General features: G+C 41.0%; 24 protein-coding genes. 7 read left to right on the top strand and 17 right to left on the bottom strand.

What is annotated here, in order from left to right; genetic code table 11:
* Window position 1: 1 nt before the first annotated feature.
* The 3 genes from AC1DOK_RS07265 to AC1DOK_RS07255 all read right to left on the bottom strand — a co-directional run bounded on the left by AC1DOK_RS07265 (window position 2) and on the right by AC1DOK_RS07255 (window position 3,138).
* Window positions 2-1,042: an SAF domain-containing protein gene (locus tag AC1DOK_RS07265; protein ID WP_477553581.1), complete on the bottom strand. Its 1,041-nt coding sequence runs from the start codon at window positions 1,040-1,042 to the stop codon at window positions 2-4.
* 13 nt (window positions 1,043-1,055) lie between these two features.
* A complete protein-coding gene (locus AC1DOK_RS07260; protein WP_477553580.1) occupies window positions 1,056-2,612 on the bottom strand; it encodes a serine/threonine protein kinase in 1,557 nt (518 codons plus the stop codon).
* 214 nt (window positions 2,613-2,826) lie between these two features.
* Window positions 2,827-3,138, bottom strand: coding sequence for a winged helix-turn-helix transcriptional regulator (locus AC1DOK_RS07255; protein WP_477553579.1), 312 nt, complete (start codon window positions 3,136-3,138; stop codon window positions 2,827-2,829).
* A gap of 137 nt (window positions 3,139-3,275) precedes the next feature.
* Between AC1DOK_RS07255 and AC1DOK_RS07250 the strand changes: the two genes are divergently transcribed.
* Window positions 3,276-3,680: a DoxX family protein gene (locus AC1DOK_RS07250; protein ID WP_477553578.1), complete on the top strand. Its 405-nt coding sequence runs from the start codon at window positions 3,276-3,278 to the stop codon at window positions 3,678-3,680.
* Window positions 3,681-3,756: 76 nt separating this feature from the next.
* Here AC1DOK_RS07250 and AC1DOK_RS07245 read toward each other — a convergent pair whose 3' ends face one another.
* On the bottom strand, window positions 3,757-5,730 hold the full coding sequence (locus tag AC1DOK_RS07245) for an FAD-dependent oxidoreductase (protein ID WP_477553577.1): 1,974 nt from the start codon (window positions 5,728-5,730) through the stop codon (window positions 3,757-3,759).
* A gap of 507 nt (window positions 5,731-6,237) precedes the next feature.
* On the opposite strand from AC1DOK_RS07245, the gene AC1DOK_RS07240 reads away from it, so the two are divergent.
* Window positions 6,238-6,411 (top strand): hypothetical protein, encoded by a 174-nt coding sequence (locus tag AC1DOK_RS07240; RefSeq protein WP_477553576.1) that lies wholly within the window; start codon window positions 6,238-6,240, stop codon window positions 6,409-6,411.
* 62 nt (window positions 6,412-6,473) lie between these two features.
* On the opposite strand, the gene dtd is transcribed toward AC1DOK_RS07240, so the two are convergent.
* Window positions 6,474-6,914, bottom strand: a complete 441-nt coding sequence (dtd, locus tag AC1DOK_RS07235) for a D-aminoacyl-tRNA deacylase (RefSeq protein ID WP_477553575.1) — start codon at window positions 6,912-6,914, stop codon at window positions 6,474-6,476.
* 15 nt (window positions 6,915-6,929) lie between these two features.
* Window positions 6,930-9,116 (bottom strand): RelA/SpoT family protein, encoded by a 2,187-nt coding sequence (locus tag AC1DOK_RS07230; RefSeq protein WP_477553574.1) that lies wholly within the window; start codon window positions 9,114-9,116, stop codon window positions 6,930-6,932.
* Between the two features lie 358 nt (window positions 9,117-9,474).
* Between AC1DOK_RS07230 and uraA the strand changes: the two genes are divergently transcribed.
* Together uraA and AC1DOK_RS07220 are read left to right on the top strand one after the other, a co-directional pair.
* Window positions 9,475-10,764: a uracil permease gene (gene uraA / locus AC1DOK_RS07225; RefSeq protein ID WP_477553573.1), complete on the top strand. Its 1,290-nt coding sequence runs from the start codon at window positions 9,475-9,477 to the stop codon at window positions 10,762-10,764.
* 262 nt (window positions 10,765-11,026) lie between these two features.
* The gene (locus AC1DOK_RS07220) at window positions 11,027-11,311 is read left to right on the top strand and encodes a hypothetical protein (protein ID WP_477553572.1); all 285 of its coding nucleotides are present in this window, start codon (window positions 11,027-11,029) and stop codon (window positions 11,309-11,311) included.
* Window positions 11,312-11,316: 5 nt separating this feature from the next.
* Here the strand turns inward: AC1DOK_RS07220 and AC1DOK_RS07215 are convergent, their stop codons facing one another.
* From AC1DOK_RS07215 to AC1DOK_RS07185, 7 genes are all read right to left on the bottom strand, one after another.
* Window positions 11,317-11,733, bottom strand: a complete 417-nt coding sequence (locus tag AC1DOK_RS07215) for a DUF4395 domain-containing protein (protein WP_477553571.1) — start codon at window positions 11,731-11,733, stop codon at window positions 11,317-11,319.
* 187 nt (window positions 11,734-11,920) lie between these two features.
* Window positions 11,921-12,433, bottom strand: a complete 513-nt coding sequence (locus tag AC1DOK_RS07210; protein WP_477553570.1) for an adenine phosphoribosyltransferase — start codon at window positions 12,431-12,433, stop codon at window positions 11,921-11,923.
* A 25-nt stretch (window positions 12,434-12,458) separates the two neighbouring features.
* Window positions 12,459-14,942, bottom strand: a complete 2,484-nt coding sequence (gene recJ / locus AC1DOK_RS07205) for a single-stranded-DNA-specific exonuclease RecJ (RefSeq protein ID WP_477553569.1) — start codon at window positions 14,940-14,942, stop codon at window positions 12,459-12,461.
* A 19-nt stretch (window positions 14,943-14,961) separates the two neighbouring features.
* Complete coding sequence (locus AC1DOK_RS07200) at window positions 14,962-15,912, bottom strand: cation diffusion facilitator family transporter (RefSeq protein ID WP_477553568.1); 951 nt, start codon at window positions 15,910-15,912, stop codon at window positions 14,962-14,964.
* Window positions 15,913-16,052: 140 nt separating this feature from the next.
* Entirely contained in the window at window positions 16,053-16,979 is a 927-nt protein-coding gene (gene secF, locus AC1DOK_RS07195) for a protein translocase subunit SecF (RefSeq protein WP_477553567.1), read from the bottom strand.
* Complete coding sequence (gene secD, locus AC1DOK_RS07190) at window positions 16,969-18,201, bottom strand: protein translocase subunit SecD (RefSeq protein ID WP_477553566.1); 1,233 nt, start codon at window positions 18,199-18,201, stop codon at window positions 16,969-16,971. The genes secF and secD overlap by 11 nt, the downstream gene beginning before the upstream one ends.
* 168 nt (window positions 18,202-18,369) lie before the next feature.
* Window positions 18,370-18,636 (bottom strand): post-transcriptional regulator, encoded by a 267-nt coding sequence (locus AC1DOK_RS07185; protein ID WP_477553565.1) that lies wholly within the window; start codon window positions 18,634-18,636, stop codon window positions 18,370-18,372.
* 201 nt (window positions 18,637-18,837) lie between these two features.
* Here AC1DOK_RS07185 and spoVB point away from each other — a divergent pair, with 201 nt between their 5' ends.
* Window positions 18,838-20,406, top strand: a complete 1,569-nt coding sequence (spoVB, locus tag AC1DOK_RS07180; RefSeq protein WP_477553564.1) for a stage V sporulation protein B — start codon at window positions 18,838-18,840, stop codon at window positions 20,404-20,406.
* On the opposite strand, the gene AC1DOK_RS07175 is transcribed toward spoVB, so the two are convergent.
* A complete protein-coding gene (locus AC1DOK_RS07175) occupies window positions 20,396-20,650 on the bottom strand; it encodes a YetF domain-containing protein (RefSeq protein WP_477553563.1) in 255 nt (84 codons plus the stop codon). The two genes, spoVB and AC1DOK_RS07175, sit on opposite strands and share 11 nt — an antisense overlap.
* A 220-nt stretch (window positions 20,651-20,870) precedes the next feature.
* On the opposite strand from AC1DOK_RS07175, the gene AC1DOK_RS07170 reads away from it, so the two are divergent.
* Together AC1DOK_RS07170 and AC1DOK_RS07165 are read left to right on the top strand one after the other, a co-directional pair.
* On the top strand, window positions 20,871-21,260 hold the full coding sequence (locus tag AC1DOK_RS07170; protein ID WP_477553562.1) for a TIGR04086 family membrane protein: 390 nt from the start codon (window positions 20,871-20,873) through the stop codon (window positions 21,258-21,260).
* Window positions 21,261-21,364: 104 nt separating this feature from the next.
* The gene (locus tag AC1DOK_RS07165) at window positions 21,365-22,213 is read left to right on the top strand and encodes a phosphatase PAP2 family protein (RefSeq protein ID WP_477553561.1); all 849 of its coding nucleotides are present in this window, start codon (window positions 21,365-21,367) and stop codon (window positions 22,211-22,213) included.
* A 75-nt stretch (window positions 22,214-22,288) separates the two neighbouring features.
* Here AC1DOK_RS07165 and yajC read toward each other — a convergent pair whose 3' ends face one another.
* The 3 genes from yajC to queA are packed head-to-tail and all read right to left on the bottom strand — an operon-like array spanning window position 22,289 to window position 24,822.
* Entirely contained in the window at window positions 22,289-22,594 is a 306-nt protein-coding gene (gene yajC, locus AC1DOK_RS07160; RefSeq protein ID WP_477553560.1) for a preprotein translocase subunit YajC, read from the bottom strand.
* Between the two features lie 25 nt (window positions 22,595-22,619).
* Window positions 22,620-23,756, bottom strand: a complete 1,137-nt coding sequence (tgt, locus tag AC1DOK_RS07155) for a tRNA guanosine(34) transglycosylase Tgt (protein WP_477553698.1) — start codon at window positions 23,754-23,756, stop codon at window positions 22,620-22,622.
* A 13-nt stretch (window positions 23,757-23,769) separates the two neighbouring features.
* Window positions 23,770-24,822 (bottom strand): tRNA preQ1(34) S-adenosylmethionine ribosyltransferase-isomerase QueA, encoded by a 1,053-nt coding sequence (queA, locus tag AC1DOK_RS07150; protein ID WP_477553559.1) that lies wholly within the window; start codon window positions 24,820-24,822, stop codon window positions 23,770-23,772.
* Window positions 24,823-24,829 lie beyond the last annotated feature (7 nt).

Raw genomic sequence — 24,829 nt, 5'->3', positions numbered from 1 at the left:
CTTATTGCGCAGAATTGCTATCAAAAATACGTGACTGCTCTTCTACATCACTTATGTTATTTGGGACGCCTTCAATACTTGGAGTATGCACTTCATTTGATCTAGATTCTCCGCTTATTATAGCTTCTACATTTGAAGCATTAGAGTCAGAGGTAGGAGCAATAAGACTAGAATCTCTTGGATTTCTAACTACATCTGAACTTTGCTTGGATATGTATGTTAACTTATCCGTTTCGCCCATTTCCTTCAGATCCTTCTCCAGAATTTCTCGATGCCGTTTCTCCAGTACCGTTCTAGCTACATGAACGATATTCGGATCAGCTTTGATTAGATCAAGCACTCTGCTGCTTACTGGATATGTGACTATCGCCTCTTCCTGCATATAAGGATCAACATAACTTAGTGCATAAATCGTTGCTTGTTCAAGATAGGCATCGACAAGTGCGCTCGACATCGTCAGAATCTCTTCCTCATCCATTTCGACCCATAAGATCCCGCCAATCAAATCTTTAACCTTCTTCTTGGTTAGAACGATGTAATCGTGACCAGTAGGAAACTTAATACGAATGTCGGTATAATCCCCTACTTTTAATTTGCTAGGTAAAGCAATCATCTTAAATTCATTGTTTCGTAAATCTTGTGGAACATTGCCATTCTCGAATAGCATCGACTGGATTAAAGATGTATTCCTCTTTATATCAATTTTGGCAACCTTACCAACTGCATCTTGCTTCGTAACTATATTCTGTGGAATGATCTCCTTCGTAAGCTCCACCATTGAAATCTGATCTGCTGAAATAACCGTTCCTGCTCCAATGTCTTGATTAAGTACATACACCTTTTGTTTAGCTATTTGCTGCTCAATCAGAAGCTTCTCTGCTTCTTTCACTTTATCCTCGTAGGACGTAATTGTTTTCATTTGAGCGTCGTTAAGCTCCTGATAACCCCAATATACAATCCCACTAGACAATATAAGCATAGACAATGCACCTATCGAACCTGCCATTATTAAGTTTTTGGTTCTTTGACGAATAACCGTCATCTAAGTCCTCCTCTCATCTTATCGTCACAGCATATAGTAGGATCATTACTGCTAAAGCACTTGAGGCAATTAAACAAAGTTTGAATACTCTCTTGAAAATTTGCCTTCGAGACTTCTCCTCATCTACTTCCTTTATGATCAGCTCCATCACTTCTTCTACAGCTTCATTCATACGAAATGGATCTGGCTGACAAGGAATTGAGACCACCTGAGCGTTCGTTACACCGCTTCGAATGTCATCAATCGTTTGCTTCACTGCAAATGGTACTGTATAAACACAACGACTTTGATCTTTGTACGGATATTTACCATGAAATCTAGCAATCTCATACTGTCGCCATTCACAGCCAGAGACTACAACGATTTGTTTATGAGCACGGATGAATTCTTCAAACCAGTCATTTCCGTCATAACAGCCAATATCTAATACAATATAAGTGTAGTCCTCTAATAAGAGTGAAACTAAGTCTACGTTAGCTCCTGATTTATAATATTCAACACCGTTAATTGTAAATTTATTAGTCCCATCAAGAGGTGTTCTAGACCCTTCATACATACACTCTATTCTGGAGAAATCCTGTGAATCATTAGCTTCTACTATTGCTACTTTAGCTTGCCTCGCGGAAAGATAATTAGCGATAAGAATAGCTGTATGAGTTGTCCCTACCCCCTTATATACACCTGTAACCGCGATTATCACGGGTCCTATATTCTTAGAATGAACTGCATGATTAACATTATTCTGATCCCGTATTGCTGATCTAGTATGGCTAATTCGAGTCAAATCTCGTTTAACATCATTCGCTTTCTGATATCGATCATATGGTGAACTTCGTAACAGCTTATTGATAATTTGAGTTAATTCTTGTGATAGACCTTCCTCTATTTCATCTAACCGCTTTTGAGTGACATAGTAGTATTTACCTCTGCTAAGTAGATAGTACATAACCGCACCTAAGGTATATAAATCTGTACGGTTGTCCGTTTGTTGTTGTTCGAACTGCTCAGGAGCAGCAAATCCAATCGTACCTAACTGAACTGTATCCGTCTGTTTACCTTCTTTGAAGTTACGGGCAACTCCAAAATCAATTAATCGAATATTGTCATTCTCGTCGATCATGATGTTAGAGGGCTTAAGATCTCTGTAAATAATCGGAGTTGATTGACCATGATGTAGATAATCAAATAACTCGCAAATTTGAAGAGCGTATTTAATTACAGTCTGACTTTCCATTCTCTTGTTCTTACGTTCAAATATTTGCTGTAAAGTATGGCCCTTAATGTAATCCATAACAAGATAACTTGTCCCATATTCGTCAGGTCTGATGTAATCAATAACAGTGGGTAAATAGGAGTGGTTCAAACGCACCAAGATTTCTGCTTCATCAATAAATCTTTGGTAGTCTTGATTCTCAATCACCGTTTCTTTGATCGCCCACTGCTTACCAAGAAGCTTCAAGTCCTGAGCGAGATATACAGTCCCCATCCCTCCTTGACCTAACAAGGATATGATGCGATATCGTCCTGCTAGAATATCTGAAATGTTAAGCTTACTTCCGCGTGATTCCAATCAGCTACCCTCCTATAGGTTCTAGACCCTTTAACTCCCCCCTTTATTAGACAAATACATACATTCATAGGACCAACAGCCCCTTTCAAGCACAAAAAAACGCCCATGACACACGATTTACGTGAGTCTTGGGCGGTTCTTCCGCACTAAATATTAACTTAATACTATGTTTATCATAAATTGGGACATTTTGCAAGTAGGAAATTTAGATTTCCTACTGCCCTGACCATTTCTCAGCCCATTTCTGAACCTCATCCATCGTTCGCTCTAGGTCCTTCCCTTTATCCGATAGTTCGTACTCAATACGCACCGGAGTTTCAGGATATACATGCCGAATAATGATACCGGCTGTTTCTAATTCTTTAAAGCGCTCAGAAAGCATACGATCACTCATGTTAGGTATCACATCAGAAATATCTTTGAAACGCTTTGGACCACTTATCAATACTTTAATAATGAGCCCTGTCCATCTTTTGCCCAGTAGCTCAAAAGCATCTTCAAATCGCGGACAAAGTCGATCTGTCATGTTAAATCATCTCCTTAACCAATTATATTTTAACATAACCCCTTGACAAAAAGATAGTCACTAACATATTATACTAACATAAAGTAAGTAATTATAAATAAATTATTTATTAATTATAATTTAGGGGATGATGTTTTATGTCGATTGCTATCGGTTTATTACTTATTCGTTTAGTTGTGGGATTATCCCTAGCTGCACATGGTGCACAAAAACTATTTGGTTGGTTCGGAGGATACGGTCCCAAAGGTACTGGTGGGTTCTTTGATTCCATCGGATTTAAACCAGGCGTATTACTAGCGGTACTTGTTGGTCTTGCTGAGTTTGGGGGAGGCCTAATGATTGCAGCTGGCTTCCTAACCTGGTTAGGTGCAGCCTTCATTGTCATCGTCATGCTGGGTGCATTACTGAAAGTTCATTTAAAGCATGGCTTCTGGAATGGAGCGAATGGCATAGAGTTTCCTTTAATCCTCATCGCTGTTGTCATTGGAATCGCTCTGATCGGTGCAGGCGACTATTCACTCGATGCATTGTGGTTTAATTAATTCAATTATTTAATCTTAACAAAAGAAGACTTACATCCTAGAGATGCAAGTCTTCTTATTTAAATTTACATGGTGCTTATTCACCAATCAAACTTACTTCAATATCCTTCAGCATCATGAACATTTCACCATTGGTAAGGTTCTCAGGGTCTTTGACCGCTTTGAACGTATCTTCTTTCACGATACCCGCCTTGATTAGCTCGCCTTGCGCATCGCTTGGTGCATTCACCTTAACACCTAATCCAAGTGCAATTGTATAACTTGCCTGTTCAAGCGTAAGTGGTAATTTCGCAGCCTCTTTCAAATCACCCTTAACAGCCTTGCTTGGATCACTCTTAACAGCATCTGCTTTCATTCGTTTGACACCGCTAATCAAGTTAGCCATGCGAACAGGATTGGATTTCTTGCTGTAATCATATTTTTTCTCATAGCCCAGGTATTCAAGTCCATATGCAAGTGCCACACGGAGGCCTTCATACTGAGGATCTTTCATATAATCATAAGGCTCAATCTTGAATGGTTTAACATCCATTCCTTGCTTATTGAGTTGATCCTGCAGCTGTGCGATCAGCTCCTTGGATGCCGACATTTCGCGGAAGGATACATTAGCATCTTTGGCAAATTTAGCTGCCGCCCCAGCCGCTTCCCCTGTTCCCATACCAACTGGCACAGTACGTGCAGATCCATGTGGAAGGGTATCAAAGCTAGCCGCGCGACCAACTACTAATAGTCCATCTACTTTAAGCGGTACGATGCTGCGGAATGGAATCGCGTATTGATCCGTCTTACCTACGACAGTTCCATCGCCTGCTGCGCTTGAATTCTGGATATCAACCTCATACGAGCCGAAGGCGATTCGATCCCAGTGATCAACATTCTCTAGTACATCAAGAATGTGCAGACGGTATTCACCTTCAATATGGCGTGTTTCGCGGACATACAGTTCAGGTGCAGTTGCATCAAGTTCAAGGCCTGCAAACTCTGGGAAATTAGCTTTCATATAATCCACGACAAGCGGAACTTCCTTCTTACCAATCTCAAAGGCTTCCTCTCTAGACTTCGGATCTGCTCCGTCGATACCGAATATTTGTAATGCATTAATGAGCATCGTTTCATTATTTTGGCGTCCGATATTTAGACCCCGCATTTTAACACGTTCAGGATTACTAGAAGGATATTTGTACATTTCATTATAGCCCCATGCACTAACTTCATTCGCTCCAGTTCCTGCGTTGTCATCACCATTCAATCTTTCTTTCACTTGCTTCCAAACATCAGGCGTCACATTCTTCAGACGAAATACTAGCGTAACAGCCATTTTCGTCTTGGTATCGCCAACCAAATCTTCCCTACCATATGTATAAGGTACACCTGCCGCTACAGCAAGATCGGCGTCTTGCGTCGCATCAATTACGGATTTGGCCTTAACTGTTTTCTTAGAGCCATCCTGTAGTATTAAATTCACACCTTCAATTACCTTGTTCCCATTTGATGTTTCTTCAGCTTTCATCAGCGGTTCAATGGTTTGCACCTGCAATAACAGGTCAATGTTCTTCTCATCTTTGACCATTTTATTAAACACATTAGCTGCTGTGATGACGTCGAACGAATCTCCCTCAATCTGATCGAACATTTCGGAGAAAAGTCCTTTATTGAGTGGAACCTGACCGGTGATTGCATTGCCTCCAGGCTTCCAGTTCATATCGATGGTATTAAGCCACCCTAACGTAAATAAACCACCTAGGATTTCACGATTATCACCGTCTACTAACAAAGTTCTCAGCCCATTGCGAGATGCCGATACTGCGGCTGCAATTCCCTCAGGATCCGTCCCGACTACGATGACATCATACTGATCCGTAATATTAGGCGAGATATTAACCTTCTCTAGCTCCTGCGGCTTTGATAGATTGTGAGGGTGCTTATATTGATAATATAATGCTGCTCCTCCTGCGATCAACGTTAAGATAATCAGAGAACTCATAATGACAAGCCATAATTTCGATTGTTTCGTTTGTTTCAAGTTAGATGATTTCGATTGTGCTGCCATAATTCACCTTCCTGTAATAAAATTTATGAAAATAGGATTATTTCCACGAAATATGTATATTCAAACAGAACTAGTGTACCACAAACCGAGTAGAGAACGAAAGAAGAGCCATCATGGCTGATGGCTCCTATTAGCACGACTAGGCTTTGATCTCAATTTATGATGCACGGGGGCAAACTCTCCACTCACTTCCATATCACTTGACTGACTACCCCAATGCAGTGCTTCATGATAGGTTGAATGCTCATTATTCATTAAACTTGTGATAATCTTTTCTTTACTAGACTGATGCATGCAAGCTTACGCCCCTCTGTAGTTTGGTGTATTAATAGATACCTCTATTGTTGCCAAATTTGCAGGTAACCTTACACACTCTCCGAACTTAAGAATCTTGTAAGAAATGAGTAAGAAAAAAGTGAACTTCATTTACTAAGATGAAAGTGAACGAAAGATTATTTCATATTTTGGTCTACATATATCGAATACACAATCTAGGAGGAAATGATAATGACAGCTCATATTATTATGAAATGGATATTTATTTTATGTATTGCTTCGCTTATCATGAATGGAATTTTCTATTTAAGTGTTGGTAACTCAACGTCGCTAATTAATATTTTTTCTGCTATTGGGTTTGGGGTCATCACAGGGATCGGTACGTTAATGACGAGGAACAAATAAAACCACTCATCATAAAAAAATAAAAACCGTAATCCCCATAAGAGAAATACGGCTATGAAATCCTATTTGCTATCAATGATTAGAGTGACAGGACCCGAATTGGTGAACGATACATCCATCATCGCGCCGAAGGAGCCTGTTGCAACGATTAGTCCCTTGTCTCGCAATAGTTCATTGAACTGCTCATACAATACTTCTGCTTGCTCAGGTCTAGCAGCGGAGATAAAGCTTGGTCGCTTGCCTTTACGGCAATCACCATACAGTGTAAATTGTGATACCGATAGGATTTGTCCACCTACCTCGAGAACAGATAGGTTCATTTTCCCCGCATCGTCTTCAAAAATCCGTAATCCAGCAATTTTCTCAGCTAAATAACGAGCATCTTCTATCGCATCCTCATGTGTTACGCCAACTAGCAACATAAGTCCGTGCTCAATCTGACCTACAACCTCACCGCTGACGACCACCTTGGCTTCTTTACTACGCTGAACAACGACTCTCATCTATTCGTACGCTCCTTATGCCTGCATAATCCGTTGGACGGAATATACGTCTTTGACACGTTTGATCTTCTCCACTACGGAATGTAAATGGTCTACATTGCGAATTTGGATTGTCATATGAATTAACGACATTTTGTTCTTATCTGTACGGCCCGATACAGCAGAAATCATTGTCTTACTCTCCGAAACTGCCTGGAGCACTTCGTTCAAGAAGCCTCTGCGATCATGACCAGTAATTTCAATCTCCACATTGTAATTGGATTCGACAGCTCCAGCCCATTCCACTTCGATAATCCGGTTGCTATCATCAACATCGTCAGTCGGGATGTTCGTACAATCTGTTCTGTGGACAGTTACCCCGCGACCGCGTGTAATATACCCGACGATTTCATCACCTGGAACTGGATTACAGCATCGGGCAAAGCGTACAAGTAGATTGTCGATGCCTTTGACACGCACACCATTAGTCGGATAGCCTTTGCGTTCCTTCTCAGGTGCCGATTTAACTTCCTTCACTTCATTGGTAAGCTGAATTTTCTCGGCTTCTTCAACTTCCTTACGGTACTTCTCCGTAAGCTTATTCACAACTTGAGAAGCTGTAATACCACTAAAGCCAATGCCAGCTAGCAAATCGTCTGGATCGTTAAAGGTAAATTTCTTAGCTACATCATTTAATTTCTCATCGTTCAAGAAATTCGAAGGATCAAGTCCCATACGCTTGATTTCACGTTCAATCGCTTCACGGCCTCGTTCAATATTTTCTTCGCGCTTCTCTTTCTTGAACCATTGCTTAATTTTACTGCGTGCATGGGAAGATTGGGCGATCTTAATCCAGTCTTGACTTGGTCCGTATGAATGCTTCGACGTGAGAATTTCTATGATATCTCCTGTCTTCAACGTATGATCAAGCGGAACGATTCTTCCATTCACCTTCGCGCCAATCGTACGGTTACCTACCTCCGTGTGAATGCGGTAGGAGAAATCGAGTGGCCCCGATCCCTTAGGCAGCTCAATTACTTCGCCTTTAGGTGTAAACACAAACACAAGGTCTGAGAAGAAGTCCATCTTCATCGATTCCATAAACTCTGCAGCATCCGTCGTTTCATTCTGAAGCTCTAGAATTTCATGGAACCAGCCCATTTTCTCACCAAAAGTACTTGATGGAGCTACCGAGCCTTCTTTATAGGCCCAGTGAGCAGCTACCCCAAATTCAGATGTTTTGTGCATATCCCATGTCCGAATTTGAACCTCTAATGGCTCCCCTTTAGGACCAATCACAGTCGTATGCAGTGACTGATACATATTCGTCTTGGGCATTGCGATATAATCCTTGAAGCGACCTGGCATCGGCTTCCATAGAGTATGAATAATACCTAGTGTTGCGTAGCAATCCTTAATATTCTCCACAATGACTCGAAGTGCCATTAGGTCATATATTTCGTTAAACTCTTTATTCTTAGAGCTCATCTTCGTATAAATGGAATACAGATGCTTCGGTCGGCCCGAAATATCTGCTTCAATGTTCATTTCCTTGAGCTTACTCTTGATGTTCGTGATGACTTCTTCAATATATTGCTCGCGCTCAGCGCGTTTTTTCTGCATGAGATTGACAATACGATAATACTGCTGAGGGTTTAAATAGCGGAGGGCAATATCTTCCATTTCCCATTTAATTGCTGAAATACCAAGTCGATGTGCGATCGGACAGAATATTTCTAATGTCTCATAAGCGATTCGCCGTTGATTCTCTTCAGACTGATATTTAAGCGTCCGCATATTATGGAGCCTGTCAGCAAGCTTAATCAAAATAACTCGAATGTCCTGTGCCATAGCCACGAACATTTTACGATAATTCTCATTCTGTTGCTCTTCTTTGGATTTAAATTGAATCCGTTCAAGCTTGGTTAGTCCACCAACGAGCATAGCACAAGTTGATCCAAACTTTTCTTCAAGTAACTCCAATGAAACCGTAGTGTCTTCCACGACATCATGAAGCAAGGCAGCGATAATTGAGGTGACGTCCATTTGCATGTTCACCAAAATTTCCGCTACCGCTACAGGATGCAGTATATAAGGTTCGCCTGATTTACGCGATTGCCCATGATGAGCTTTCTCCGCAAATTCATACGCTTGTTCTATCTTCTTTAAATCGTTCTCCTTGAGATAACCTGCCGCTTTCTCGAGTAAGAGCTCTATGCCCATAATTCAGTCCATTCCCTTACTATCGATTCAAATTTTATTTTAATTTTAATTTTAATTCATTATGCCTTGCAGGTCTACCTTACGTCAACTATAGTCTGTAAGGTATTCGTCAAAATATATCAATTTGTAACAGTATACGTTGGAATTAAGGGAAAGTTCTCAATAACTTTCTTATTTCAGTAGCAAAATTTTTTTACCTCATTCATAAATTCTTAGAAACATCATCAAAAACATTTATGCTCTGAGTATTAAAGTAGTTTCTTGTAAGTAATTGACGAATTTACAAATGAATAATACACTCTGTAAAGGAAATTTAAGTCTTCTATCTATTTATAAGCCGAAAGTGAGGAATTTAGCAGTGGAATCAAACCAGCAGTCTAGCCCTAAATTTATCGACATTCATGAAAAGCCTCCGCTTCTTACCGCAATCCCCCTCAGTCTACAGCATTTATTTGCCATGTTTGGATCAACTGTACTTGTACCGATTATTTTTGGTGTTAATCCAGCTACGATCCTGCTCATGAATGGTATTGGAACCTTGCTGTACATCTTTATCACTAAAGGTAAAATCCCTGCTTTTCTTGGATCAAGCTTTGCTTTTATCTCTCCTGTCACAGTTGTAATTGCTTCTCAAGGAGGCTACGAGGCAGCACTCGGCGGATTCATCGTTGTCGGGGTTATTTTCTCACTCGTTGCACTACTCATTGGCAAGATCGGTACCGCGTGGATTGATGTCGTGTTCCCACCTGCCGCTATGGGCGCAATCGTTGCCATTATTGGACTCGAGCTTATCCCTGTAGCTGCCAAGAATGCAGGTATTATTGGGGATGCCGTAAACGGAGTACCTTGGAGCGCAGATCCCAAAGTACTAACAGCATCACTGGTCACATTCGGTATCGCTGTATTCGGAACAGTTCTCTTCAGAGGCTTCCTACGTATTATCTCCATCCTATTCTCAATCATCGTCGGTTATTTAATTTCAATCCCACTTGGTCTGGTTAATTTCGATGGAGTGAGAGACGCAAGTTGGTTCCAAATGCCAACATTCTATACACCAACATTTGAACTCAATGCGATTCTGATCATTTTGCCTGCTGCACTCGTTGTAATTGCAGAGCATATTGGTCACTTGGTCGTTACAAGTAATATTGTTGGTAAAGACTTATCCAAAGATCCTGGTCTACATCGCTCCTTACTTGGAAACGGAATTTCAACCATTATTTCCGGATTCTTTGGTTCCACTCCAAATACAACCTATGGTGAGAATATTGGCGTACTCGCATTAACACGTGTTTACTCAGTATTCGTAATTGGCGGAGCTGCTGTACTAGCAATCGCGTTATCATTCATTGGTAAATTAGCCGCATTGATCCAGGCTATTCCAGAGCCTGTTATGGGCGGGGTATCACTACTCTTGTTCGGAGTAATCGGGGCTTCTGGTATTCGAATTCTAGTTGATTCCAAAGTCGATTATGGTAATGCTAAGAACATTGTTCTAACAACAGTCGTACTCGTTATTGGTCTATCTGGTGCTATTCTGAAATTCGGTAACTTCGAGCTTAAGGGTATGGCATTAGCTACTGTCATCGGTATCCTGCTTTCCCTCATCTTCAAGCTAGCGGATGTGCTTAAATTAACACGTGATTAATAACACTTGATTAATAATAAGATATGTAAATTAAGGCTCTAAATCAAAATCAGTGCTTGCTACAGAAAGAACATACGCAGATCGTAGCGGACATCTATCGTCGCCATTACTATTTTTCAAGCACTGATTTTGGTGTTGAGCCTAGATTAAAGTATATAAATACTGTAAGACAAAGAATCGTGGATTCCACATAGGACCCACGATTCTTTATGTCTATCATGTTATAATGATCTAAATCAGTTGAATTGGAGGCCATGTAGAGATGCCGTTCGTATTGAAAAATCAAGTAACATCCGAAATTTATGCCTGTAAGATGCTTAATAATTATAATATCCTCTATTATGGAATCAAATCCTGGCAGTGGAAGGATGAAGCTGAAGCGGGTGCCTCTTTATTCTTGCAAGAGCAAGCAGTAGACAAGAGTGAAGACTGGGTAATTATCGAAGTAGAAGACAATCGGCTCAAACTATTCAATGTTAAACTTAAAAATGATCCGAAGCGTAAACTGTATCTTGATGATTCAGGTACCGTTCATACCAGATTCTAACGAAGCTAACTTCTTCTGTGTTTGAACTGCTTAAACTGAAAATAAAGAAAACATCCAATGCAGAACCCGAATAGAGCCATTAGAGCCGCAATAGCAACCATACCCGCAAATACATATCCTGCAGTTGACCACGGCATGACAAATAGAAACAGGTTAGAGAACGTCAACAAGATGACTGCAATGGAATTATTAAATCGTTGGAGTTCAAATGCTTCTGTATCGAACTTGCCCACATGACCCTGAAGTAGCGGTTTTACTACCATAATAAATAAATTCCCTTTACCACCACTCACTAGACCGACCACTTGAATGACCCATAATAATAAAATAAGTATCGGTTGTTGTAAAAGTACAGATGCGGTTATAAACAATACCATCGCAGCTTGATTGGTTCGAACGTAAGGAATAGGTATTTCTTTCATCTTAATCACCCACTTAAAAGGTATGAATACTATGTATTGAGTATACATCCGACCATGGCTAATTACAATAAGCATTTAACTTATAAGCTGAAAGATATAATTCTATATCACTAAGAAAAACCGCTCAGCTTATTAGCAGTTTAACTGCTAATAAGCTGAGCGGTTCTCGTATATGCCAATCTATGAATTAATAAGTAATTAAGGAACGAACTGGCACTTCACCCATCTTGCTGCGTCCATCTAAGTAAGAAAGCTCAATGAAGAATGCTGCACCGGTCACGATTCCACCAAGACGTTCCACTAGGTTAATCGAAGTCTGAATTGTTCCACCAGTAGCAAGCAAGTCATCCGCTATTAATACACGTTGTCCTGGCACAATCGCATCATCATGCATAGCTAGTTTGTCCTTACCATATTCAAGTGAATAGTCAGCTTCAATTGTTTGACCTGGAAGCTTACCTGATTTACGAATTGGAATAAATCCGACACCAAGTGCGTAGGCAAGTGGTGCACCTACAACGAAGCCACGAGCTTCTGGGCCTGCAATTACATCGATTTCCAAGTCTTTGACAAGCTTGGCAAGTTCATCGATCGCTTCTTTGTATGCTTTCCCATTCTTAAGTAGCGTTGTGATATCCTTAAACCGAATTCCCGGTTGAGGATAGTCCATAATAACGCGAATATGTTCTTTAAAATCCATTTGATCTTCCTCCTAAAACATTAGGTTATGATGGTTGAACCGTATCTTCTAGTATATTTCTCATCCACTGCTCTAATTGCTTGGCAGAAGTATAAATACAAATCTGTTCTACTTCAGCAAGGTCGAGGCGAGCTTGGTATGTGGTAGATTCTGATAAGTCCCGTTTAGATGGGGTAGATGCTACTCGCAAATGGGTAGCGTCTCGTTCAATAAATTGCAATTCCTCAAAAACAGAAAGCATCCAAACAACCGATTGATCAGAAAGATTAAGACGGCGTGCAAGCTCACGACAGACACGCGCGTGTTCTGAGGATAGATTCCACTGTCCAAGAGATTTAAGCGAGCTATACAGCCCCTTGAACTCATCACGAGATGGCATTACACTACTGCTTTGCGGATCAGTATCTGCAAGTAAGGCATAACAGCGCTGCATTCCCGTGCTCAGAAGCACAGCTTGCCGAAGATGTTCAATTTGTCTCGGCAAATTGTAGAATACCACATCGGTGACGGAATGAAAAGCACGCATCTCCGCGTGCTCATTCGCAGGCGTCACCTCGCCTGTGCCGGCGTGTATCTGCCACGCCGGTATAGAGAGGCGCGCCGCATCTGCGGCAGGCGCGCTAAGGCTGCGCTCGCTGCTGTTGCCTGTGGCAAACAGCAGCAAGCCCGGTACGGCGCCGGCTTCTGGCGGCGCCGCATCCGCCGCGGCGCTGAGCGCGGCGAGCTTCTCCTGCGCGCGCGTAGCACCGCGCCAGTCGAACAGCTGCAGATGAGGGATCTTGACATCCCTCATTAATAATTGCGGCTTACGAACGCCATTCCATTCGTTCACAGATAGCTCTGCTAGTGTATCCACTGTTGCTCCTACAGTCATCCACGGGCTAAGGTTACCTTTGCTAAAGGCAACACCTTCAATGGAACAGCTGATCTCGTCCTGTACTTGTGTTAGAGCGAGCTTCAAATGCTGACTTTCCTTCCCCATTGTGCGGATGTCTGAAATCTGAAGATCAGTGATAACAAATTTGGGTGTTGGATTACCCATACCATAAGGTGCAAGCATTGCTAGCTCTTCTATACAAGCAATCGGTACATCTGCAAGACTGCAGGTTACATCTGCTTGTAGCTGTGGAACCAGCTGCTCTGGTTTTAATCGTTCAACTGCATAAGCATTCAGCCCATCTCTTAGCTGATCGATTCGCTCCGCTTGAAACGACATACCAGCAGCTGCAGCATGTCCACCAAAGTGATCAAGCAGTGATGCGCACGATGTCAGTGCTTCATACATATCGAATCCAGTAATGGATCGTGCTGAACCTTTAGCAGTTCCTTTATCCGTATCAATACTGAGAATAATCGTAGGCCTGTAATAGCGCTCGACAATTCGAGAAGCAACGATACCAACAACACCCACATTCCAGTCTTCACCTGCAAGCACCAACACACGAGGCAGCACCTCGGTGCTTGGTTCCATCCCGGCTTGGCCTTCTAAGCGCATACTCTCCACTTGGGCAACCGCTAGTTCAGTAAGCTGTTCAACGATATGCTGACGTTCAATATTTAACGCATCAAGCGTTTGAGCAAGCTGAGCTGCTTCGTTCACATCCTCAGTAGTCAACAGCTTCACTGCTGCTTCGGCTGACTCAAGTCTACCACTTGCATTAAGTCTTGGACCAATACCAAATCCAATATGCCCAGCGGAAACGTCTCGCTCCTCTACTTTGCACACCTGCAGCAAAGCCTTGAGTCCAGGTGAGGTTGTATTTCTCATACGTTCAAGTCCAAGCCTCACAATGACACGATTCTCACCCTGTAGCGGCATAAGATCCGCCACTGTACCTATCGCCGCATACTCTAGCAGCTCCAAGGGAACACGACCAAGAAGCGCGTGTGCTAGCTTAAACGCAACTCCAGCACCTGCGAGTCCCTTAAATGGATAAGGACAACCAGGCTTCTTAGGATTAATAAGGGCTAGCGGCTCAGGCAATACTGCCGGTGGTTCATGATGATCAGTTACGATTACATCCATCCCCAGCTCGCGAATATAGGCTATCTCTTCTACAGCACTAACACCTGTATCCACAGTCACAAATAGAGCGACTCCTTGCTCATGAGCTAGCTTAATAGCTTCACGATTAAGCCCATATCCTTCTCGTACGCGATGAGGAATATACGTATCAAAGTTTGCACCTAAAGTTCGTAGCAAAAAAGTCATAAGCGCAGTTGAAGTGACACCATCAGCATCATAATCACCATATACGCGAATCCGTTCTTTTTGTTCTACTGCAAGCTGAATTCGCTCGATAGCTACCTGCATACCATCCATTAGAAAAGGATCGTGGAAGCCCTCGATCCCTTCAAATAAAAACCGTTTTGCGTCATCAGCAGCGTGAATCCCCCGTTTCACAAGCAGCTTAGCTACTAATAGGGATACGTTCAATTCCTCAGCTAGTTTGGAGGCTAATATATCATCCGTTAAGCCAATTTCCCATCTTGCTCTCCCAAGCAGCATTCACACTTCCCCTTCCTAGTCAATGCAGCATCGATGAAAATTCATTCTGCTCAATTTCCAAATTATTCTTATAAGGATAACCCGGATCATAGGGATAGACATGGATGATAACATCTGAAATGTGAAGAAAACGGTCCATTAATCGGCCCTTCACATCTTTAGCTATTTCATTTCCTTCCATAACCATAATCCTCGGATTAACACTAATTTTCACATTTACAATGACGTAATGTCCGTGCTCCTTAATTCGCAAATCTTCAACTGTGATCACACCATTCACACGTTGTACAGTTTGCAGAAGAACGTCCTCATCCTCTTTAATAACCATATGATTTGATGTGCAATAAATGGAGTTCATCAGTAATTGATAACCCATTCTCAAAATCAATAATGATACAATCAAGCTTGCTAATGGATCCAAGTAATAAAAGTAATTCAATCCGAAAAGTTTACCAAGATAGGCGCCTCCGACTCCCGCAAGCGCTACCAAAGAAGAGTATACACCATACTTATGGCTACGAGCATTGGTAATTAAGGCATGTGCAGACATTTTTATGCCAAGTCGAATCTTGTATTGGAATAAAACCTCACTAAGCACAATTGAAATAACAATAATAAGTGCATATCCCTTTGGAGGCATATCCACCCCGTTATATAGCGACTTTATTGCTGAAATGCCGATTTCAACCCCTACAATAAATATGAGCACAGATACGATAACCGAAGCAATAGCCCCCGCTTTCTCATGTCCGTAAGGATGATCTTCATCTGGTGGCATTTTTGCGGCACGTAAACCGCTTAGAACAGCGAACGAACTAGCAGCATCAGATGCAGTATGCAGTGCATCCGCTAGAAGAGCTTTACTATTCGCGAACCATCCTATAAATCCTTTTAACAAAGCTAAGGATAAGTTGCCGATAATTCCGATCCAGGCAACGAACTCCGCTTTCTTAAAACGCTCTTTCGTCATCTTGCCACTCCCTATGAATGATCTTAATCCACCCTCGAAACGTCCCACCTGAAGATATTTCCCCTTATACACTTTGAAGAGCCACGTAAATCATGTTACGCGGCCTTCTCTTGTGTAATTAGCTTACTGATAATAACGAACTATTCCTTAGCAGGAGCAGCTTTGATTTTAGTAGTCTTAATCGCACTTCTTTTGAACAAGTACCATAGCGGAGTAGCGATGCAAATCGATGAGAATGCACCGGACACAAGACCAACCATTTTGGCAAGGGCAAACAGTTTAATGGACTCGCCTCCGAAAATGTACAAACATACAGCTGCAATTAAAACTGTAATAACAGTATTGATATTACGTGACATGGTTTGCCAGATTGAATCATTAATCATTCTACTCAAATCTTCATCTGAACGAACTTTTACGAATCGTTGATTCTCACGAATTCGGTCAAAAATAACAATTTTATCATTAATCGAGTAACCAATAATCGTTAGAATAGCTGCGATAAAAGGCAAATCTACTTTTAATTGGAAGATCGAGAAAATACATATAACAATGAATGCGTCATGCAGAATTGCAATAATTGCTGCAAGAGCAAATCGCCATTCAAAACGAATGCTTACATAAATACCGATCCCTACACTTGCGACTAAGACTGCTAAAATTGCTTTAAGTCCAAGCTCTTTGGCGATATCCGCAGATACTGTGTTCACTTCCATAGACACATTCTCACCAAATGCTGTTTTGGCTGCTGCTTCAATTTTTTTAGTCGTTTCATTATCGAGTTCTGAATCGAATCTAGCTGAGATCCGATCGTTGTTAGACCCACCAATGACAAGAGTCGAGACTTCAACACCAGTTCCTTTTAACATTTCATCTGCTTGCGATTTATCAACCTGTTTGCCTACAGATATGTCAATGGATGTACCTGCTTTAAAGTCGACCCCATAGTTAAGTCCAAAAGCAAATAAAGATACGAAACCTAACACAATGATCAGGATTGAAATCGAAAAGAACTTATTCCGATGCTTAATAAAGCTAAAACTGTCATGATATTGATTAAAGTTCACGGATTTCAGCCTCCTTCACACCGAAATACTTCGTACTCTTAACAAGTTTACTGCGAACAAGTAAGTTCATCAGAATTCTGGCTAAATAAACGTTTGTTATAATGGAAATAACGATACTAAGTAAGTTGATTACAGCAAAACCTCTGATCGCTCCATTACCAATTACATATAACACGACACCAGCGATAATATTGGTAACGTTGGCATCCATAATCGTTCTGAATGAAGCTTTGGAACCCGCTTTAAGCGCAGAAGGTAAGCTCTTACCTGCTCGAATTTCTTCTCTAATACGTTCGTACGTAATGATATTAGCATCAACTGCCATACCAACCCCGAGGATAAGTGCAGCGATACCCGGAAGTGTTAAAGTCGCATGCATCCAGTTAAATACAATTAATAGCAACCAAACATAAGTAATCAAGGTGAATGCTGCTACTAAACCAGGAACACGATACAGAATCACCATAAATAACAAGATGATTATGGAAGCAATCACACCTGCCTCTATCGTTTTATTCAGTGATGCTTGTCCAAGAGTAGCTCCTACCGATTGCGTGTATTTCTCAGTTAATTTAAGTGGCAAAGCCCCTAAATTAATCGTATCCGCAAGCTTTTGGGCTTCTGCATATGTGAAGTTACCCGTAATTGTAGCTGTATCACTATCAATCGTACCTGGGACATTCGGGTTTGATATCATTTCTTCATCCAAATAAATGCCAAGCGTTTGTCCAGTAAGTTTTGTCGTAACATCTCTGAATTTAGCACGATCTTTCATTTTAATTTCGACTAAAGGTTGATTAGATTTGTCATATCCAACTTTTGCTCCACCTTCGACGAAATCCGTACCAATTAATTCTTTTGTACCATCAGGACCACGGAATGTCAGTTCAGAAGGTTTACTAATGAGTTCACGAACCTCTTCTTCATTGGTTACACCTGCTAGTTTAACACGAATACGATCGGTACCTTCTGGAAGCACCTCTGGTTCAGTAATACCAAGCTTATCAATTCGTTTCGCAATACTTACTGCTGCTTCTTTGAGAGTTTTCTGATCTACGACACTACCCGGCTCTAACGGTTCAGCTACGTATAAAATCTCAAATCCACCCTTTAAATCCAAACCTAATTTAACCTTAGATAACAGTTCAGGACTTGTCCAAACCACGACACTAAGAGTTATAACTATGGTCATAAAAAAAATGGTAATCCGCTTAAAATCCATTTCTAGCTTGTCTCCCTTCATACTCAATACGCCTATTATACCTACCCGTGAAAAACCATGTCAATTTATCACTAAAACTCACACATCATGACGACTATATGTACAAGCAAGAAGAAACGAGCTTTTCAGCTCGCTGTAGCCTCTAACTTTAGTCTCAAGAAGATACACTTACATTCCCTTATACATTCTCATAGTCAACCAGTTCATGAATTTTGTTACCTTAAGAGATAAGATATCATTAACAATTTCGTGTAGCTGTGGCGTTCCTATTTTATTATATTTATCTGATACACACAACCATATTTCCTTACCATCTACAGCATCATAACCTAGCATGTGGAATTCCTCTGCTTTACTATTACATAAATTCTCTAGCGTTTCATTGAGCTCTTTATCTTCGAAATTACCATCCTTTAAATCACCAATAGGATTCATGCTCGTCTTCCTCCCCGATGTTAGCTCATACGTTCATTCTATTCATTATAGTTTATTTTCAGAAAACATGTTTTGATAAATTTCGCGAAGCTTATTTATTTTTCCTGCTTACATGCATATGTCTAAATGAAAATACTAGCATGAGCTTGGACATGTACTGCATATTCTGAAATAGACGAGTTTTGTAAAGGGGACGAAAACGTGGGCAAACAATCGTTTATCACAGGAGTGCTTATCTTATTAGTCGCAGGTCTGATTAATCGAATTCTAGGGTTTATTCCACGTATTATGTTGCCTCGTTTAATTGGTGCTGAAGGAGTAGGCTTATATCAACTTGGATGGCCATTTTTATCTGTTATTCTAACAATTGTAATTGGAGGAATTCCTCTAGCAGTTTCAAAGCTAGTCGCTCAGTCAGAAGCCGAAGGAAATGAAAGACGAACTAGATCTGTTCTACGCTTATCTCTTTCATTATCTATTCTACTTTCACTCGTATTAACAGGCATTTGTCTTGTAGCTTCCCCATGGATTACAACACATCTGCTAACCGATAGTCGAGTGTATTATACATTTATTAGCATGAGCCCAATCATTCTAATTGTTGCGGTATCAGCTGTACTACGTGGGTTTTTTCAGGGAAAACAAAATATGATTCCTTCTGCAACCTCACAAATTGTGGAAACAATTGTTCGGATCATTATGGTGTTGATTTGTGCCTATACGTTACTTCCATATGGAATTGAATTTGCTGCTGCTGGAGCAATGATTGGGGTTCTTGCGGGTGAAATCGCTGGGGTTATGGTTTTGTTTCTTCACTATCGCTTTAGTAATAAAGAACAACTTCCGCAAGTTCGGGTTTCAATCGGAACCTCTCAGAAGCTAGGACGCTTACATTTATTGCGTAACATGCTTCGTATTGCTGTGCCGGTTACAGGAAGCCGACTTGTGGGCGCTTCCTCTTATTTGTTTGAATCCATCTTAATTACCCAAGGTCTTGCAGCCGCTGGAATCGCTACCGCAATTGCAACAGCACAATATGGAGCTTTGCAAGGTATGGTCATTCCTCTTCTACTGTTGCCAAGTGCATTAACTGGTGCTTTATCAACATCACTTATTCCATCGCTTTCAGAAGCTGCTGCTCGCAAGGACTATGAGAAGGTTCGTATGCGAATGCATCAATCCATGCGTCTTGCACTACTTGCAGGTGCTCCCTTTGCGATCATCCTATTCATACTTGCTGAACCACTCTGCAGCTTATTATATAACCAGCCACAAGTAGGCTCGATGCTTGCCATGATGGCACCAGTTGCTCTACTGATTTATATCCAGGCCCCGTTGCAAGCTGCTCTTCAAGCTCTAGATCGTCCAGGAGTTGCACTAATTAATACCTTAATCGGTGCTTGCATTAAACTTCTACTGATCTATTTACTCGTCAAACAACCTGAATTTGGAATTCGCGGTGCGTTACTTGCCAGTAACATAAATATTGTGATCGTGACATTGCTTCATTTGTATAGTGTCAAACGCTCTCTAAATTATTCTGTTAACAGTGGAATTGTCCTGAAAGTACTTTTCTCTATGCTTGTTGCAGGTGCTTGTTGTTTCTTCGTTATGCAGATCAACTGGAACGAAAGCATGACAATTCGTTTCTTTGCAGCATGTGGAACCGCGCTCTTTGTATATCTAGGTATGATATTTGGTCTTCGCCTTATCCTTCCTACTGACCTGAATCGTCTGATCAAGTTTGGACGGAACATTGTTAAAGTTTAAGCAAGAATACCTTACCTCGATGATCAATTGTGCAAATATGAATCTCTTTAAAAGCACGTGCTCCTAATTCCTGAAGTTGATTTTTGAGCCAGAACCTTGTCTGACCGATTTGTTCTAAATTCTCATCCTGTACCTTCCCATTCACAATGAGCGGCAAGGGAAGTGAAGCATATCCGTAATTACATGACTTGGCGGGGAATGATCCTTTATTGGTGATATTAAGCTTTGGATTAAGCAGATCCATCTTTGTTTAACCCCCTGTCAATCTGTTCTGAAGCTTCACAGGTAGTCTGACCTATGCCAAAAGGGAACATACAAGTTGACTTTAAACTAATTGTTGGCAAGTCCTTTAGTACTTGTACTAATTCTTCCAGATCCACCATATCTATGAATAGAAGGAACATTGTCGCAATCCAATCAGAATTGGTTTCTTAAAACTTATGTGGAAGAAGGGAAGAGCCTCTATGAATACAATGGATAAAGTTAATCAAGTAAAGTTATTTCCTCCCCTTATTTCTGGACTTATTTATGCATTTATTGTGATGCTAGCCGGTACACTCATCACTTCATTCTACCTCTTATTTAGCTCTACTGGGGAAAACAGCTTGCCTACATTCTCTTATTTGACACATATCGTTTCACTTCTTATTGGTGGGTGGATTGCTGGAAAGAAGTCGCGTACGAAAGGCTGGTATTATGGAGGCCTACTAGGTTGTATATACTCTCTCATTCTATTCATGGTTGCCTTTCTTGCTTATGATGCTGGACTAAACATGCGTTCGATGGCATTACTTGGCACCTGTCTTGCAACCGCTGCAATTGGAGGTATTTTTGGAGTTAATTCCAGCAAATAGCCTGTATTTTAGCATACACATCCATTAGCCAATTCCCCTAAAGCATGCTATAATGACTCAGCTATCACATACTAAATGTTCCAATAGTTAGGGGAGAGTAATTCGTGGGTCCGTTTGAATCGATGACGAATGTTTCCATATATACTGCCATTACAGTTATCATCCTACTAGTACTTGCACTTCGCACAAATCCAATTAAGATTATTTTTCACTTTGTTCTATCCTTTTTTTCGAATTTCAAAAATTCACTATATTTGCTAGCAGTACTAGTGATTCTATTCTTGAATAAGCTAGAACTTTCAGTAGAGCAGAGTATGAATTATCAAGCTGATTTCACACAAAGCTTCTATCAGATTGAAGGCAAATTTGTAGAAACTGTGCAACATTTTTTCAACAATGATATCCTCACATATATAACAAGCTACTTTTATGTAATTGTCTTTACTTGTCTTATGATTGTTTCCATCGTCATTTATATTTATCACAGAAATTATCAACTATTCTATGCGCTCTGCTATGCAGTTCTTATTAATTATATTGTCGCTATCCCCTTTTATTTATTTTTCCCGATCACCGAGGTTTGGCACACGCAGTCTAATGTAAATTTATTAATTCATAATGTGTTCCCTACTTTTGAGCAAGAGTATCGCCTCATGTCTGGACTTGATAACTGTTTCCCGAGTCTGCATACTTCCTTGTCAGTAACAATGGCGGTTATTGCTGTACGATCGAACAATAAATTTTGGCAATATTTCACTGCTTTAACGGCTGTGATTATTATTTTCTCGATCTTCTACCTTGGAATACATTGGTTAATCGATATGAGTGCTGGTCTGCTACTGGGAGTTGCAGCTTCAATCATCGGACTTCGTATTTCTGAAAGAGCTTCGATACATGGATCAAATAAGACAACGATCAATCCATTAGCTAATCCTCAAAACATTAGTAAATAAATCAATTTCATATAACAAAAAACCGTCGGACTATAAGTCCAGACGGTTTTTTGTTTTCTTACTATCTTATGGTGATTAAGAAACTGCTGTCTCAGAAGTGCTTACTACCGTATTAATGGCAGAGCGATCAAATGTCATTTTGGAAGCATCGTTTACACGAAGAACAACCACATCGTCAGTAATTTCCATAATCGTGCCATGAAGGCCACCGATCGTAACTACTTTATCGCCTTTTTTAAGGTTTCCAAGCATCATGTTGCGAGTTTTCGTACGTTTTTGTTGTGGTCTGATGAGTAAGAAGTAGAATAAGATAACCATAACAATTAGTGGTGCGAATGTGATCCAGCTACTACCCGTTGCTGCTGCTGCTAACTCGTACATTCAAAATTCCTCCCTGGTTCTAAATCTAAAATCCTCTATCGTTGTCATAGAGTCCATATTTAGTGAAGAAGCGATCTCTAAAATCGAGTAATCGATCTTCAGCAATTGCTTGTCTAACATCGCGCATAAGCTGCAACAGAAAATGCAAATTATGTATCGTTGTTAAACGAATGCCGAAAGTTTCATCCGCCTTAATTAAATGACGTATGTAGGCTCGGCTATAATTAGAGCAGGTGTAGCATGAGCATTCAGGATCTAGAGGCCCAAAATCATCTGCATACTTAGCATTCCGGATTACGAGACGACCACTTGATGTCATCACAGTACCGTTACGTGCAATACGCGTCGGCAATACACAATCAAACATATCTATGCCGCGAATGGAACCTTCAAGAAGTGCATCCGGCGATCCAACTCCCATTAAATAACGAGGTTTGTTCGCTGGTAGAATCGGCACTGTACAATCAAGCATATCGTACATCATCTGTTTAGGCTCGCCAACACTCAGTCCACCAATAGCATAACCCGGGAAATCCATGGAAGTCAAATGCTCCGCACTCATTTTACGTAAATCTTTGTACATTCCACCTTGAACGATCGCAAATAAAGCTTGAGTATCTGGGTTTGCATGACTAGCAAGACATCTCTCAGCCCATCTAGTCGTACGTTCTAATGATTGCTTCACATAATCATAATCTGCAGGGTATGGCGGGCACTCATCGAATGCCATCATAATATCTGAACCAAGTGCATTCTGAATTTCCATTGCTTTCTCAGGAGAAATGAATAGCTTGTCTCCATTTAAATGTGAACGGAATTGAACGCCTTCCTCTGTTATCTTCCGAATATCACTCAGTGAGAACACTTGGAATCCGCCACTATCCGTTAGAATTGGTCGATCCCAGTTCATAAATTTGTGTAGTCCACCAGCACGCTTCACAATATCGTGACCAGGACGCAAGAATAAATGATAGGTATTGCTCAAGATAATATGAGCATCCATCTGTTTTAATTCTTCTGGACTCATTGTTTTGACAGTTGCGAGTGTTCCTACAGGCATGAACGCAGGCGTCTCAATCACACCATGTGGTGTATGCACGCGGCCGAGTCTCGCTCCTGATTGCTTACAAGTTTTAATATGTTCATACGTTACAGCAGCCAATAATCTCACTTCCTTATTTGTAAATAAACATCGCGTCTCCAAAGGAGAAGAATCGATATTGCTCAGAAACCGCTTCGTGATATGCTCGCGTGATATTCTCCACTCCAGCGAGTGCAGATATTAGCATGAGCAGCGTCGATTTGGGTAAATGAAAATTCGTCAAAAGTGAATCAACGAGCCTAAATTCATAGCCTGGATATATGAATATATCTGTTGATCCACTGCAAGCTTGAAGAGGAAACGAGTTCTGGGCAACTGTCTCTAAAGTTCGAGCGGAAGTTGTCCCTACAGCAATAATTCGGCCACCTCTAGCACGCACCTCATTAATAGCATCTGCCGTTTCTTGTGATACCTCGTAAGTTTCCTCATGCATCTTATGATCTTCAACTCGGTCTACCGATACGGGGCGGAATGTTCCAAGACCCACATGCAAGGTAACATAGGCGACTTGTACACCCTTCTCTTTTATTTTACCCAAAAATTCATTGGTAAAGTGCAGACCTGCAGTTGGTGCAGCGGCTGACCCTTCATGCTTGGCATAAACCGTCTGATAACGCTCATTATCATTCAGTCGTTCTTTAATATATGGAGGAAGCGGCATCTGTCCTAACTCATCCAATATTTCATTAAAAATGCCTTCGTATTCAAATTTAAGAATACGCGCACCCATCTCACGTTCTTCTAGAACAACAGCACGAAGCAGCGGTGTAAAGGGTTCATCATCCGTTTTATTCCCGAATTCGAGTACTGTGCCCTGTTTTACCCGCTTACCAGGACGGACTAGTGCTTCCCACTGGTCGTTACCCAGAGATTTAAGTAACAATATTTCTGCTTTAGCACCTGTATCCTGCTTGAATCCAAAAAGCCGGGCTGGAATTACCCGTGTATCATTCATCACGAGTAAATCCCCGGCTTGTAAATAATCAAGTAGTTGTTCAAAATGCTGATGCTGGATTTCTCCAGTTTCTTTATTCAACGTTAAAAGTCTTGAACCAGTTCGATTAGCAAGTGGTGTCTGTGCAATCAATTCCTCTGGCAAGTCAAAATCAAACTCGTTTAAATCCATTCTAAAT

Source organism: Paenibacillus sp. P5_B5 (genome assembly GCF_056400365.1).
Note: the sequence above shows the minus strand (reverse complement) of the source record. Positions and strands in the feature narration are given on the sequence as shown.

Bases quoted from the DNA above. Each gene is read 5' to 3' on its own strand.
- AC1DOK_RS07210 (WP_477553570.1), bottom strand. From the start codon at position 12,433: ATGGATTTTAAAGAACATATTCGCGTTATTATGGACTATCCTCAACCG.
- AC1DOK_RS07185 (WP_477553565.1), bottom strand. From the start codon at position 18,636: ATGAATCCTATTGGTGATTTAAAGGATGGTAATTTCGAAGATAAAGAG.
- AC1DOK_RS07230 (WP_477553574.1), bottom strand. From the start codon at position 9,116: ATGGGCATAGAGCTCTTACTCGAGAAAGCGGCAGGTTATCTCAAGGAG.
- AC1DOK_RS07175 (WP_477553563.1), bottom strand. From the start codon at position 20,650: ATGGATCTGCTTAATCCAAAGCTTAATATCACCAATAAAGGATCATTC.
- AC1DOK_RS07250 (WP_477553578.1), top strand. From the start codon at position 3,276: ATGTCGATTGCTATCGGTTTATTACTTATTCGTTTAGTTGTGGGATTA.
- AC1DOK_RS07220 (WP_477553572.1), top strand. From the start codon at position 11,027: ATGCCGTTCGTATTGAAAAATCAAGTAACATCCGAAATTTATGCCTGT.
- AC1DOK_RS07170 (WP_477553562.1), top strand. From the start codon at position 20,871: ATGAATACAATGGATAAAGTTAATCAAGTAAAGTTATTTCCTCCCCTT.
- queA (WP_477553559.1), bottom strand. From the start codon at position 24,822: ATGGATTTAAACGAGTTTGATTTTGACTTGCCAGAGGAATTGATTGCA.
- secD (WP_477553566.1), bottom strand. From the start codon at position 18,201: ATGGATTTTAAGCGGATTACCATTTTTTTTATGACCATAGTTATAACT.
- AC1DOK_RS07215 (WP_477553571.1), bottom strand. From the start codon at position 11,733: ATGAAAGAAATACCTATTCCTTACGTTCGAACCAATCAAGCTGCGATG.
- recJ (WP_477553569.1), bottom strand. From the start codon at position 14,942: ATGCTGCTTGGGAGAGCAAGATGGGAAATTGGCTTAACGGATGATATA.
- AC1DOK_RS07240 (WP_477553576.1), top strand. From the start codon at position 6,238: ATGACAGCTCATATTATTATGAAATGGATATTTATTTTATGTATTGCT.
- AC1DOK_RS07245 (WP_477553577.1), bottom strand. From the start codon at position 5,730: ATGGCAGCACAATCGAAATCATCTAACTTGAAACAAACGAAACAATCG.
- dtd (WP_477553575.1), bottom strand. From the start codon at position 6,914: ATGAGAGTCGTTGTTCAGCGTAGTAAAGAAGCCAAGGTGGTCGTCAGC.
- AC1DOK_RS07265 (WP_477553581.1), bottom strand. From the start codon at position 1,042: ATGACGGTTATTCGTCAAAGAACCAAAAACTTAATAATGGCAGGTTCG.
- AC1DOK_RS07200 (WP_477553568.1), bottom strand. From the start codon at position 15,912: ATGACGAAAGAGCGTTTTAAGAAAGCGGAGTTCGTTGCCTGGATCGGA.
- yajC (WP_477553560.1), bottom strand. From the start codon at position 22,594: ATGTACGAGTTAGCAGCAGCAGCAACGGGTAGTAGCTGGATCACATTC.
- AC1DOK_RS07255 (WP_477553579.1), bottom strand. From the start codon at position 3,138: ATGACAGATCGACTTTGTCCGCGATTTGAAGATGCTTTTGAGCTACTG.